This window comes from Ruegeria sp. AP11, from assembly GCF_056535865.1.
Genome location: NZ_JBQFJB010000001.1, coordinates 1,485,839 through 1,498,195, shown reverse-complemented (window position 1 = coordinate 1,498,195; position 12,357 = coordinate 1,485,839). Strand labels below are relative to the sequence as shown.

Annotated in this window: 11 protein-coding genes and 1 tRNA gene; 7 read left to right on the top strand and 5 right to left on the bottom strand. The window is 59.2% G+C overall.

From position 1 onward, the window contains the following. Window positions 1–6 precede the first annotated feature (6 nt). Window positions 7–1,179, bottom strand: coding sequence for an MFS transporter (locus tag ACR3E4_RS07770; protein WP_480535059.1), 1,173 nt, complete (start codon window positions 1,177–1,179; stop codon window positions 7–9). A 143-nt stretch (window positions 1,180–1,322) separates the two neighbouring features. Here ACR3E4_RS07770 and ACR3E4_RS07765 point away from each other — a divergent pair, with 143 nt between their 5' ends. Then, window positions 1,323–2,465, top strand: a complete 1,143-nt coding sequence (locus tag ACR3E4_RS07765; protein ID WP_480535061.1) for a DUF3095 domain-containing protein — start codon at window positions 1,323–1,325, stop codon at window positions 2,463–2,465. Here the strand turns inward: ACR3E4_RS07765 and ACR3E4_RS07760 are convergent. After that, window positions 2,462–3,871, bottom strand: a complete 1,410-nt coding sequence (locus ACR3E4_RS07760) for a pyridoxal phosphate-dependent decarboxylase family protein (protein WP_480535063.1) — start codon at window positions 3,869–3,871, stop codon at window positions 2,462–2,464. The two genes, ACR3E4_RS07765 and ACR3E4_RS07760, sit on opposite strands and share 4 nt — an antisense overlap. A 140-nt stretch (window positions 3,872–4,011) precedes the next feature. On the opposite strand from ACR3E4_RS07760, the gene hpaR reads away from it, so the two are divergent. Further along, window positions 4,012–4,446, top strand: a complete 435-nt coding sequence (gene hpaR, locus ACR3E4_RS07755; RefSeq protein WP_480535066.1) for a homoprotocatechuate degradation operon regulator HpaR — start codon at window positions 4,012–4,014, stop codon at window positions 4,444–4,446. A gap of 84 nt (window positions 4,447–4,530) precedes the next feature. After that, complete coding sequence (locus ACR3E4_RS07750; protein ID WP_480535073.1) at window positions 4,531–5,421, top strand: helix-turn-helix transcriptional regulator; 891 nt, start codon at window positions 4,531–4,533, stop codon at window positions 5,419–5,421. Between the two features lie 9 nt (window positions 5,422–5,430). Here the strand turns inward: ACR3E4_RS07750 and ACR3E4_RS07745 are convergent, their stop codons facing one another. Next, window positions 5,431–6,642, bottom strand: a complete 1,212-nt coding sequence (locus ACR3E4_RS07745; protein WP_480535068.1) for a winged helix-turn-helix domain-containing protein — start codon at window positions 6,640–6,642, stop codon at window positions 5,431–5,433. 6 nt (window positions 6,643–6,648) lie between these two features. Next, window positions 6,649–7,674 carry a LacI family DNA-binding transcriptional regulator gene (locus tag ACR3E4_RS07740; RefSeq protein ID WP_480535069.1) on the bottom strand — a complete coding sequence of 342 codons (1,026 nt, stop codon included), beginning with the start codon at window positions 7,672–7,674 and terminating at the stop codon, window positions 6,649–6,651. Between the two features lie 115 nt (window positions 7,675–7,789). Between ACR3E4_RS07740 and ACR3E4_RS07735 the strand changes: the two genes are divergently transcribed. The 4 genes from ACR3E4_RS07735 to ACR3E4_RS07720 all read left to right on the top strand — a co-directional run bounded on the left by ACR3E4_RS07735 (window position 7,790) and on the right by ACR3E4_RS07720 (window position 10,899). Then, window positions 7,790–7,866 (top strand) — tRNA-Arg (locus tag ACR3E4_RS07735). A gap of 155 nt (window positions 7,867–8,021) precedes the next feature. Beyond that, window positions 8,022–8,879 (top strand): hypothetical protein, encoded by an 858-nt coding sequence (locus ACR3E4_RS07730; protein WP_170361218.1) that lies wholly within the window; start codon window positions 8,022–8,024, stop codon window positions 8,877–8,879. Further along, window positions 8,876–9,346 carry a plasmid mobilization protein gene (locus ACR3E4_RS07725; RefSeq protein WP_226689051.1) on the top strand — a complete coding sequence of 157 codons (471 nt, stop codon included), beginning with the start codon at window positions 8,876–8,878 and terminating at the stop codon, window positions 9,344–9,346. Before ACR3E4_RS07730 ends, ACR3E4_RS07725 begins: the two co-directional genes overlap by 4 nt. Next, window positions 9,343–10,899, top strand: a complete 1,557-nt coding sequence (locus ACR3E4_RS07720) for a relaxase family protein (protein WP_170361220.1) — start codon at window positions 9,343–9,345, stop codon at window positions 10,897–10,899. The genes ACR3E4_RS07725 and ACR3E4_RS07720 overlap by 4 nt, the downstream gene beginning before the upstream one ends. A gap of 323 nt (window positions 10,900–11,222) precedes the next feature. On the opposite strand, the gene ACR3E4_RS07715 is transcribed toward ACR3E4_RS07720, so the two are convergent. Continuing rightward, window positions 11,223–12,344 carry a helix-turn-helix transcriptional regulator gene (locus ACR3E4_RS07715; protein WP_170361222.1) on the bottom strand — a complete coding sequence of 374 codons (1,122 nt, stop codon included), beginning with the start codon at window positions 12,342–12,344 and terminating at the stop codon, window positions 11,223–11,225. Window positions 12,345–12,357: the final 13 nt, after the last annotated feature.

The following is a 12,357-nucleotide window of genomic DNA, read 5'->3' as shown; positions in this document are numbered from 1 at the left end:
GCTGCTTCAGTCCACGCTGTCCCGACTGAATAGATAGATCACGCAGCCAATGGCAAGGGTGACGGCGAAAAAGCCGAAGATCGCGATGTAAGGCGCGGCCGGGCTGATGCCAGCGCTGGCTGCATGGATGCGCCCGGTGGCAAACTGCGCCAGCCCGACACCGCCGATCCCAAAGAGGTTCAGCAGCGTGACCCCCCGCCCGACCAGATGCGAGGGGATAAAGGCCCGCCCATGGGCCATGATGACCGGAAAACTGGCCCCCAGAAAGCCAATGACCGCCAGCAGCAGGACCGAAAGCCAGACGCCGCCTTCGATCTGCAGGCAGAGCAGCGCCAAGGTCGCAGCCCCCAACGCATTGCCGCCAAAGATCACCCATTTGCGGGTCTTCAGGATGCGGTCCAGCGGCCCATAGGCAAAGGTCCCCGCAATCATTGCCGCGCCCATGATCAGCGTTGCCTGACCGATCTGCGTGGTGCTGAGGTCAAAGACATCGCGCAGATACGGCCCAGCCCAAAGCCCGCGCAGGGCCGCAGACGGCGCATAAGCCACCAGCATCAGCGGCAGAATGGCCCACAGCGCCGGTTCTTTCAGCAGGTCCAGCACCGATCCCTTTTGCTCGGTCTCGACCTTTTTGGGGTCATGCACCGTCAGCCAGATCCCCGCGGCCACAACACCCGAGATAACTGCCAGTCCGGCCAGTGTGGCACGCCAGCCCATCAACTCGACCGCCAGCGCCGTGGGGTACGAGGCGACCAGATTGCCGACCGACCCCACGCCCAGCATCACGGCAGCAAGGGTGGCGAATTTGGCAGGGGGGAATTCGCGGGCGAAGATATAGTAGGAGGCCATCAGGACGGGCGAGCAGCCGACGCCAATCAGCGCCATCGCCATCGCCACGTGAAACGGCGTCGTGGCGACAGCGAACAGGCCAGCCCCACCCGCGCCGCCGATCAGCAGCAGCGCGGCGGCGCTGCGCCTTGGGCCGACACGGTCCAGCGCCCAGCCCACCGGGATTTGCATCGCCGCAAAGACCAGAAACCAAAGACCTGATGCAAAGGCGAGGTCTTCGGGGCTGGCCCCGATATCGCGGCTCAGATCGGTGGTCAGCACGGCCAGAAAGGCGCGGAAAAACTGGCTGAGGACATAGGCCAGACACAACACCACCAACCCTGCCTGCATCGCGCGCCCCTTTGTCCGAATGCTTTGCGGTGATGCTTGACACGTCGCGCAGGCCCGCACAAGCGCAAGGGCGTTTCGCAGGGGCAGACATCCGTCACATTTGGGCTATCATCATATCAGATTTGAGATTTTCAGAGAGTGTCATGGCCTCCTCAGACTCTGTATTTTATGATTCAGTTCCCATTTCGGACAGTTTCCTGAGCCTTAGCGACCCGGCCCGGTTCACACCCTTGCCAGAAAGCTGGGTTATGGGCGTTGCCGATATCGTGGACTCGACCGGAGAGATCGCGCGCGGCCGCTACAAGACCGTCAACATGGTTGGGGCTGCCGTGATCTCGGGCATGATCAACGCGATGCAGGGGCGCGTGTTCCCGTATGTCTTCGGCGGTGACGGTGCCGGGTTTGCGGTGCCGGGCGAAGACGTCGATACCGCGCGGGAAACACTGGCAGCGTTGCAAAGCTGGGCCGAGACCGAATTCGCCATCACCCTGCGTGCGGCGCTGGTTCCTGTGGCCGACATCCGCGCTGCGGGGCGGGACCTGCGCGTCGCCCGTTACGCACCGTCCACCGGTGTGGATTATGCGATGTTTTCCGGCGGCGGTCTGGCCTGGGCCGAGGCGCAGATGAAATCGGGGCGGTTTACAATTCAACCCGCAGGCCCCGACGCACAGCCCGACCTGACGGGCCTGTCCTGCCGCTGGTCGAACAGCCCGGCCCGGCATGGTCAGATCGTATCGCTGGTGATCCAGCCTGAAACAGGCTCTAACGAGGCAGATTTTGCCGCTTTGGCGCAATCCGTTCTGTCGGCTGCCGAAGGTTTGGAGCGCGCCGGCCATCCGGTGCCGCCCAAGGGTCCGCCGATGAGCTTTCCGCCGCCCGGTGTCAATATCGATGCCCATGTCTCGCGCGCCGGGCGCAGCCTATTATTGCAGAAGATACGGCTGATGATCGGCAACATGCTGATCGGGTTGTTGTTCAAAACCGGTATACGGCTTGGGCAGTTTGAACCCGACCATTACAAAGAGATGGTCAGCCGAAACGCCGATTTCCGCAAGTTTGATGACGGGCTGAAAATGACGCTGGATTGCGACCCGGCCACGCTGGACCAGATCACCCGGATGCTGGAGGATGCGCAAGTGCGGGGCAAAATCCGTTACGGCCTGCATGTTCAGCAAGAGGCGATGATGACCTGCTTTGTCCCCTCGGCCATGCGTGACGACCATGTGCATTTCGTCGACGGGGCCTCGGGCGGCTATGCTCAGGCGGCGGCCACCATGCGGGTTTAAAGCCCGCGTGCGATCTCGGTGATCACGTCATAGGCCATCATGACATCGCTTTCGGTGGTTTCGAACTGACCGGCCTGAAAGCGGATGGCCAGATAACCATCCACACGCGTCTGGGTCAGGTAAATCCGTCCGTCATCGTTGATTGCGTTCACCAGCCGCAGGTTCAATTCGTCCAGATCGGCGGCGCCGTCCGGTTCATACCGAAAGGTCCACAGCGACCACATCGGAGGTGTCACAATCCGAAAATCCGGCTCAGACCCCAACCGGTCATGCAGCGCCACGGACCAGTTGACGTGATTGCGCAGCCGTGCGCGCAGCCCCTCCAACCCATAGGCGCGGATGACAAACCACAGCTTCAGCGCCCGGAACCGGCGGCCCAGCGGAACGGACCATTCCGAATAATTGATGATCCCGTCCTTGCCATGGGTTTTCAGGAATTCAGGGCTGATCGCCAATGTGCGCACCAGATCATCGGGGTTTTTCAGGAAATGCGCGCAGCAATCGAACTGAACACCCAACCACTTGTGCGGATTGAACACGATACTGTCGGCCTGTTCGACACCCTCCCAGTAGTGCCGGTATTCAGGGCAAATCATCGCCGAGCCTGCCCAGGCTGCATCGACATGGGAATAAAGCCCATGTTTCTGCGCCACCTTCAGGCAGCGGTCGACCGGGTCGGTGCCTCCGATACTGGTGCCGCCCACGGACAAGATGACGCCTGTTGGCTGAAATCCAGACTCTAAATCAGATTGAATCATTGTATCCAGCGCATCGGGATCCATGCCGCGCCAATCTCCCTGAACCGGGATGCGCACCAGATTGTCCTGACCGATACCCGCAATCCACAGCGCCCGGTCGACCGAGGTGTGCACTTCGGAAGAACAATAGATGCGCAACGGTTTGTGACCGAACAGACCCGTGTGATTGCCCTGCCAGACCATCGCTTTTTCGCGCATGGTCAACACCGCGGCCAGTGTCGCGGAAGAGGCCGAATCCTGTATCACCCCGGAAAACCCCTCGGGCAGACCCAGCGCGTCGCGCAGCCATTCCATCATCCGGGTTTCCATCTCGGTCGCGGCCGGAGAGGTCTGCCATAGCATACATTGCGGCGCGATGGCGCTGGCCAGAAACTCGGCCAGAACCGAGGGGGCGGAGGCGTTGGAGTTGAAGTAGGCGAAGAACCGGGGATGCTGCCAATGGGTGATGCCGGGCATCACAATGTCCTCGAAATCGCGAAAGATGTCCTCGACCGGCTCGCCCTGTTCGGGGGGATGTGCGGGCAGGGCGTTCAGTACCTCGCCGGGCTCGGTCCGGGCGCGCACGGGTTTGTCACCCACGGTCTGGTGATAGTGCTGCGTCCATTCGGCGACTTTCTTGCCCCAGTCCGAAAACTCATCCCACTTCATTTTGCCGCTTCCTTTTCACCGATCCTTCGATCTGCTTTGGTTCTTTGCATGTTAGCCAAGTTCATTAGTGTCCGGTCCAGACGCCCTGCACAAGCGCAACGTTCTATTGCGATATACCTGAATTTGCGCCAAAATTCCTTATGGCTGACGACCTGCCCCTTACCTCTCGTTCATTGCCGATCGCATTGTTGCGCGCGCGGGAAAAGGTGATGGGCCCCATTCGCGGTGTGCTGGCAGATGCCGGCGTGACCGAGCAGCAATGGCGCGTGTTGCGCGTGCTGCAGGAAGAAGGCCCGAAAGACCCTACCGCAATTGCCGAGCGCGCATGCCTGCTGCTGCCCAGCCTGACGCGCATTCTGAAAAAGCTTGAAGACAAGAAACTGATCCTTCGGCGCCCCGATCTGAAGGATCGTCGTCGCCAGATCGTTGAAATCACCGATGATGGCCGCGCAATCATTCAAGCCAACCTGACAGCGATCCTGAAACAGGCGGCGCATTTGCGCGCGCTTTTGGGCGAAGATCGGCATGAGATGCTGCTGGATCTGCTGGGAGAGTTGCACGATCTGGACCTGTAGCAAGGCAGGCCCGGGCAAAACCGTTGCCCGATTGCTGTTCGCGTCGTAGCTTACCCATTACTCAATGCAAGCGGTTTGACCGAAATGGATGCCGAAACGCCGCCCGACGCGGCCAATGAAACAGAACCTCAGGACCTGAGCGCCCGTGTAGGCGCCCGCGTCCGGCGCGCGCGACAAATGCGGGGCATTTCGCGCCGGGTTCTGTCGGAAAGCTCCGAAGTGTCGCCGCGCTATCTTGCGCAGCTTGAAGCGGGTGAAGGCAATATCTCGATCGGTCTGTTGCAAAGGGTGGCGCAGGCGCTCGACTACAAGGTTGAGTGGCTGATTGGCGAGGATGATCCGTGGGAGTCGGACGTCCTGCAGGTGGCCGAACTGTATCGGCAGGCCAATGATGAGGTCAAAGCGACCGTGATGAAAACCCTGCGCCCGCAGCCCATCGGGGACGCGCAGGCGGACCGGATTTGCCTGATCGGGCTGCGCGGGGCGGGGAAATCGACACTGGGCGCGTTGCTGGGGGCCGAACTTGGCCTGCCTTTCATTGAGCTGACGACCCGGATCGAGGAAATGGCCGGTATGCCCCTGTCCGAAGTCATGGCTTTCTACGGTCAGGACGGTTATCGAAATCTGGAAGCGCAGGCGCTGGACCGGGTGATTGCCGCGCATGACCGGGTGGTTCTGGCGGTCGCCGGCGGGATCGTGGCCGAGCCCGGGACCTATACCAACCTGCTGAACCGGTTTCACACGATCTGGCTGCGCGCCTCACCCTCCGAGCATATGGACCGCGTGCGCGCGCAGGGTGACGAACGCCCAATGGCTGGAAACCCCGAAGCGATGGAGCAACTCAAGTGCATTCTGGCCAGCCGAGAGGTGCTCTATGGTCGTGCCGACGCCCAGATGGATACCTCGGGCCGTACAGTAGAGACTTCGTTGACGGAACTTCGGCAACTGGTTGATGAGCAAGGCTTTCTAAGCTGAAAACAGGCTCTATTTCGGCTCTTTTAACCAGTCTTTCGCAAATTCAACGCTTTCCAATTCGGCAAACCGGCGCACCCTGTCCAGTTCGGCCTGTAGTCGTCTGGTGCGGGCATCGGACCACCGCAGCTTGCGCTCGGGCCACAGGGCCCGGACCTGCAGCACGCCCTTGTCGCGCTGCGCCTTCATGTCGATGCGACCGATCAGCCGGTCACCTTCCAGCAACGGGAACACGTAATACCCATAGATGCGTTTGGGTTCAGGCACGAAGACCTCGATCCGGTAATGAAACCCAAAAAGCCGCTCGGCCCGGTTCCGGTCGCGCAGCATCGGATCAAACGGGCTGAGCACCCTGATCCGTCCGGGGGCGGCATCCAATGCTGCCGCTTCAGCGCAGAGACCGGGACGGGCAAAGACCTTGCGTTCCTGCCCGTCCGCGCAGTCGACGATAATTTCCTCGATATCACCCTGTATTAGAGCCTGTTCGCACCAAGTCTTCGCCTCGGTCGCGCTGACCGTATCCCAGAATGCCGCCAGTTCACCGGAGGTCGCAAACCCCAGCCGGTCCAGCGCCGCGTTGCACAACCAATCCACGGTGGCATCGGCATCGCAGGCTCCGCTAGGGCAGAGATGCGCGTCGATCACCCGTTCGGTCAGGTCATAGCGTTTCTGAAACCCGTCCCGCCCCACCACCGTCAGGGCACCTGACCGCCAGAGATATTCCAGCGCGGTCTTGGACGGGTGCCAGTCCCACCAGCCGCCCGACCCCTTCTTTTCGTCCTTACCCACATCAGAGGATCCGACCGGGCCATGGTCGCGGATATGTTGCAGGACGGTCTCGAACTTCTGTTCAAACCCGTCCCGCCGCCAGTTCTTCCAGCGCGCTTTCAGCATGTCGGCATCGCGCAGAAACCTCAGATGCCAATGGCGATAGAATTCCATCGGGATCACCGCGGCGTCATGTGTCCAATGTTCGAACAGGGCGCGGTCGCGCTCATAAAGCCGCTTGAGGTGGCGCGCGCGATAGCTGGGCCTGCGCGCATAAAGGATCATGTCATGGGCGCGGGCAACGGTGTTGATACTGTCAAGCTGCACGAACCCCAGACGATGGATCAGCCCCAACAGGTCCGCGCCCTTTGAACCGCCCGCTGGCTGCTCCAGCAGCGCATGGCGATCCATGAACAGGGCGCGCGCCGCCCGATTGTCCAGACGCTGCAGCGCCATCGGGCGCTAACGCCGTTTTAGCGTGTCACCAAAGTTGATCTTGGGAGTCAGGGTGACACGGGTTTCGACTTCCGAATCCGGATCGGCCAGCTTTGCCGCGATGATCTCGGCGGCAGTGCGTCCAATCTCGGTCCGGCACGCATCCATCGTCGCCAGCTTGCGCGGCAGACCCTGCAACAGCTCGACATTGTTGAACCCGGCCAGACCAATCTGACCCGGCACTTCGATGCCCTGATCCAGCAGATACAGCAGTCCGCCTGCTCCGATCATATCGTTGGAATAATACAGAAAATCCAGCTCGGGCGAACGTTCCAGCATGGCCTGCGTCATCTCGCGCCCCTTGGCCAGCGCCGAGCCACCCGAATAGAACTCGCGATCCTCGATCTCGACCCCGTGCTTGCCCAGCACCTCGGTGAACCCTTCGAACCGCTTTCGCGCGCGGTGGTCCAGCGGCATCTTGGTGCCCATAAATCCGATATGCTCATAGCCTGCCTTCAGGATCGCCTGCGCCATCTCGCGCCCGGCGCGGCGATGCGAAATGCCGACCATCGCGTCGACGGGTTTGCCGTCGGTATCCATGATCTCGACCACCGGAATACCGGCCGAATCCAGCATGGCGCGCGCCGCTTCGGTATGTTCCAGCCCGGCGATGATCACGCCCGAAGGCCGCCACGAGAGCATCTCATACAGGACCTTCTCTTCCTTTTCGGGAAGATAGTCGGTGACGCCGACCACCGGCTGCAGCTCGGTATCCTCAAGCACCTGATTGATGCCGGTCAGCACCTCGGGGAAAACCATGTTCGACAGTGATGGGATGATCACCGCCACCAGGTTCACCCGGCTGGACGCCAACGCGCCAGCGATCTTGTTGGGCACATACCCAAGCTCTTTCGCGGCGGCCAGAACGCGGGTTCTGGTGGCGTCCGAGACATCCCCGCGATTGCGCAGCACCCGGCTGACCGTCATTTCCGACACTCCGGACGCTTCTGACACATCACGAAGGGTAAGCGGGCGTTTTGTTTCTGTTGTCACCGGGGATACCTGCATTGTTCGTTTCCCCGATGGTAGCGTGAACAGGGCAATCTATTCAACACTTGTGCAAAGCTCATGACAATCGGAAAAAACCCCGCTACAGAAATCGACGCGCGGCCCCGTGGCTCAACTGGATAGAGCAGCCCCCTCCTAAGGGGCAGGTTGCAGGTTCGAATCCTGCCGGGGTCGCCAAAACCACCTGAAAAATATGGCTTATTTACAGGACGTTGTGCGGAAGACTGCAAAAAGTCCCGTCAGCTTTCGGGCCGTAATCGACTGAAACGACCGATTTCTCGTACAAAACCTGTACAAAATTCGCACGTTTGTGCGTATTTCGGGGGCCAATCATGAGCCGCCATAGCTTTGATCCCGAAATCGCGGGACGTGTTGGCCTGAACGCGGCGGTGATTTTCCAGAACATCACCTTCTGGATCGAGAAGAACCAAGCCAATCGCCGCAACCATCGAGACGGGCGGTATTGGACTTACAATTCGATCTCGGCCTTTAGTGAGTTGTTCCCCTATCTGAGCGAAAAGCAGATCCGAACAGCGCTCGAAAAGCTGGTCAGTGCAGAGCTGATCATCAAGGGCAATTTCAGCGATGATCGCTATGACCGGACCTGTTGGTATGCCCTGGGCAACTCCATTTGCCCAAATGGGCAAATCGATCCGACCGAAAGGGAAAATGATGCATTTGCCCCTGAGGGCAAGCCATCTGCCCCAGAGGGCAAATCCTATAAGAACAGATATAAACCATATCAAAAACCAAATCCTTCGCACGCGAAGGTAGCGGTGGAGGATGAGGTTTCAGAAAAGATTTTGTCCGCCTATCCCGAGGATCGCGTTCGCGGCAAAGCGGTTTGTAACTCGCAGATCCGCCAAGCGCTGGCCGACGGAGTGGACGCCAAAGACCTCGAGGACGCCGTGCGGACCTATGCGACCGAGAGCGAAGGCTTCACCCGCTCCAAGGTGTGCTTCTCCGACAATTGGTTCTCCTCTGGCCGTTGGTTGAAATACCTTCAGGAGGTTGAGGAGGCGCGAGAAGCGGGCAAAGCCAAAGAGGTGGAATTGCTGAAAGGTTTGGCCGACTGGGTCACGGACAAGCATCCCCTTTGCCGCCACATAACACCCGGCCAAGTGACCGCTTTGCTAGCCGCGAACCTAGTCAGCTCAGCTGAAATCGAAGCGGCGGGGCTCAGAGCATGAGTGCGACAGACCCCCACAAAGAGCAGAGAGCAAGGTTACCCACCGATTACATCGGCGGGTCTTGTGAGGGGCGGCAAGCCTCCCCTTCAAACCCCAACCAGACGCACGCAAGCGGCGTCAAAGAGGGCCTTTCCGAGAGCGTGATCTTTCGATGCACACCGTCGGAAAAGGCAGCGCTTGTGGCCAAGGCGCGCGCGGCTGGCCTGCCCAATGCCACGCTGATGCGTGAGGCCTTGGGGCTAACCGAGGCACGTCGGCGCAAGCCCGTCCCGCGAGTTGACCCGAAGCTGACTTTTGCGATTGCCCGCGTCGGCGGCAACCTCAATCAGCTCTCCCGCTGGATCAACGGCGCGGTCAAATCCGGCCGCGCGAGCCAGATCGACGCGCTCAAGGTCGCGGTGCAGCTAGTGGCCATCGAACGGCAGATGGCGCAGATCGTGGCGGCACACACGGGCGGTGGCGAATGATCATCTCGTTCTTTTCCACCGGCACAGGCGGCGGAGCCGCACCCGTCGACTACCTGACAGCGCGTGAAGTTCTTGCCTATGACGAGAACCGCCACCTCATCCGCGACGACACCAGTAAACCGCAAACCAAGATCCGCGACCCGTTGCCTGAGGTGCTGCACGGTAACCCCGACCAAACCCGCGACCTTATCGATGCGAGCTCCAACAAATGGAGCTACACGGCAGGTGTGATCAGCTTTGCCGACAGCGACGATCCCAGTCCCGCCGCCCAGCAAGAGGCCATTGAGCTATTTGAGGCTCTGGCCTTTGCTGGGCTGGACAGGGATCAATACGATTGTCTCTGGGTGCGCCACTCGCATGAAGGCAATGTCGAGCTGCACTTCTGCACGCCACGCCTTGAGCTGAGCACGGGCAAGGCGTTGAACATCGCACCGCCAGGCCATGAAAACGCCTTTTCCAGCCTGCGTGATTTGATGAACAAGACGCACGGTTGGGCAGACCCTTTGGAGCCAGATCGCACTCGCGAAGTGAGGGCGACGATTGAAGCGCCGACGCGCGCGCAAGGTCGCGAAGCGCTGCACGATTGGATCCTCGATCAGATCAGCGTCGGCACCATCACCGACCGCGCCAGCATGATCGATGCTTTGGCCGATGCAGGCTTTGATATCCCCCGTGCCAGCAAGAATTACATCACCGCCAAAGACCCTGACACCGGCGAGCGCTGGCGTTTGAAAGGAGAGATTTTCCATGACGACTGGCAAGCCGAACCGCCTCGCCGAGAAATTGAACGCGGACCTGGAGACAGTACGCAGCGACCACGCCGCCTTGATGGCATCTCAACTGGAGAGCTTCAGGAGCGATTTCAGCAGCATTGCGACCAGCGCGCTGCATACAATCGAGACCGATATCAGGTTCTTTCTGAGCGACAGCAGGAGCGAGTTGGAGAGGCGGAGCGAGACGATCAGGCGCTGGTTGACGATCTCACCCTGGGTGATCGTGGTGATGGTCTCATCCTGGATCGCGACAGTGCTGATCGCGAGTTGGTTTTGGACGGGTTTGATCACGCGCTCGGAGATGACGAGGCTTGGCCTGACACGGATCGAACAGGCTGGGCAGACATGGGTGACGCTGGACCCCGACCGGACCGAATTGAAGACCTGCACCATGGCCGGGACGCCGGTCATCTGTATCGAGATCAAGGAACCCTAGATGACACAGACCCTGACAGCATTGGAACGCGAATTGCTCGCATCCGTCGAGCGGTTGGTGACGGCCTGCGAGAGTTCAGCCAAGGAATTGCACGCCTTGGAGAAGCGCTCGACCAGCAGGATCGAAAGCAAGGTGAATGGCTTGGCGCATTGCGTGGCGCTATTGATGAAATCACATCTCACGTCCGTCACCACATTGGCCGACTTGCTGCGCGAGGAGCAGAATTACGCGACGCTGCAGGCGGGGTTAGAGACCAGCTGGAAACTAGCGAAAGACGCCGAGAAGCGGTTGACCGAGAGCTAGACGCGAGAGATAGCCACCGCAGCGCCGGACATTCGCTTTGATCTAACTGCAAATGTTGGCGTGGTTCGAGGGTCTGCAGTGGGAATCTTAGATTCGTTCTGCAGCAATTCACCACACGTCTGCGATTTCTTTGCTGGGTGCGTATGCGGATAAACCGGAACTTCATGTAGAATGCAGCGAAGAGCTCGAAAGAGCCTAGTACGACAGATGCTGCAATTTGCACAAATGGCAGGAATTGCTGAATAGCCGGCTTCGGGCAGCATGTCTGGCAGTGGTTAGATAGAGCTGATGAAACGACCCGCGAACATCCTTTTGCGCTTTATAGCTGAGAAGAAATGAACAGATTTTTCTTCTCTAAGCTGGCTCAGTTTCCCTTGACCCTCGAATACTGACTCGGCGTGATGCCGGTTTGATTTTTGAAAGCACGGGAAAAATTCTGAGGGTTTTCGTACCCGAGCTCAAAGGCGGCTTCTTGAACGGTGAACTGTTTGGTAGCCAGTATTTCTTTCGCTCGGTCAACTTTGGCTCGGTTCACCACCGACCGAAAGCTCTCCCCCTCGGCAAGCAGCCGGCGTTGTAGAGTGCGAGGTCCTATGTCGAGCGCCAGTGCCGTGCGGTCCAGCGACACTTTTTGGGAATCGAGATGCTGCCTCAAAACGGCAATGACAACGTCCGCGTAGCTTTTAGGCGCAATTGGTGCGATTTCGCGATGTAGATCGTAAACTGTGATCGGTTTCCCCGGACACGGCCCTGAAGATGTCGCCATGTCAACTTTTGGGAAGCAGATTTCCAGACGTCCTGTGTTCCAGCTCACCTGGCAGCCGAATGTGATTTCTGCATCATCGGCAACTCTCGGTTTCGGAAAATCGCATTTGATTGCACTCGGAGTCCACTTACGCCCAAGATAGTGGCGAAAGATGCTGAGCATGGAACCAAGTGCTGAATAAGCAATCTCTGGATACACGTGATGCTGGCGCAGACCAAACCTGTACCCATAGCAAGCAAGGTTTCCATTATACCGAAGTGTGGTTCGGTCGGCAGAAGAGTGCAGCGGCATTATCGAACCTGCCCGTTGTAATGCTTGTCCTAAAGTCGGTGCCGAGAGGACGTATTCGCCCCATAAGCCATAGTCCCGAACGGTTAGGTTGGGTGCCCACATCAGACCAACATTCTTGCCGCCAACTTCCTGACAGATCCTGGCAACAAAGTTCGCGAAGGACATTTCCGGCAGATAGCCCTTCTTGTGATCAATTAACTCTTGGGTAAGGGCAGAGGCAGCAAGGGCCTTTCCAAGAGTGCGCGCGCCAAATTGCTCCAGAACAAAGTCTGGCATGGGGCCAAGAGCTTTGGCGGCGATCATGGGCGGCAGTGACAAATCGAGCTCCTGCGAAACCTGTCGTGAAATGACACTCGCATTCAGCATGAATGCGCTATCAACTACAAGGTGGGCGAACTTTAACTGCGCAACGTAGCGCGCGTGAACCATCAGGAGGAAAAGT

What these genes read in the sequence shown, in the direction of transcription:
- ACR3E4_RS07770 (WP_480535059.1), bottom strand. Translation starts at nt 1,179, where the DNA reads ATGCAGGCAGGGTTGGTGGTGTTGTGTCTGGCCTATGTCCTCAGCCAG.
- ACR3E4_RS07765 (WP_480535061.1), top strand. Translation starts at nt 1,323, where the DNA reads ATGGCCTCCTCAGACTCTGTATTTTATGATTCAGTTCCCATTTCGGAC.
- ACR3E4_RS07760 (WP_480535063.1), bottom strand. Translation starts at nt 3,871, where the DNA reads ATGAAGTGGGATGAGTTTTCGGACTGGGGCAAGAAAGTCGCCGAATGG.
- hpaR (WP_480535066.1), top strand. Translation starts at nt 4,012, where the DNA reads ATGGCTGACGACCTGCCCCTTACCTCTCGTTCATTGCCGATCGCATTG.
- ACR3E4_RS07750 (WP_480535073.1), top strand. Translation starts at nt 4,531, where the DNA reads ATGGATGCCGAAACGCCGCCCGACGCGGCCAATGAAACAGAACCTCAG.
- ACR3E4_RS07745 (WP_480535068.1), bottom strand. Translation starts at nt 6,642, where the DNA reads ATGGCGCTGCAGCGTCTGGACAATCGGGCGGCGCGCGCCCTGTTCATG.
- ACR3E4_RS07730 (WP_170361218.1), top strand. Translation starts at nt 8,022, where the DNA reads ATGAGCCGCCATAGCTTTGATCCCGAAATCGCGGGACGTGTTGGCCTG.
- ACR3E4_RS07725 (WP_226689051.1), top strand. Translation starts at nt 8,876, where the DNA reads ATGAGTGCGACAGACCCCCACAAAGAGCAGAGAGCAAGGTTACCCACC.
- ACR3E4_RS07720 (WP_170361220.1), top strand. Translation starts at nt 9,343, where the DNA reads ATGATCATCTCGTTCTTTTCCACCGGCACAGGCGGCGGAGCCGCACCC.
- ACR3E4_RS07715 (WP_170361222.1), bottom strand. Translation starts at nt 12,344, where the DNA reads ATGGTTCACGCGCGCTACGTTGCGCAGTTAAAGTTCGCCCACCTTGTA.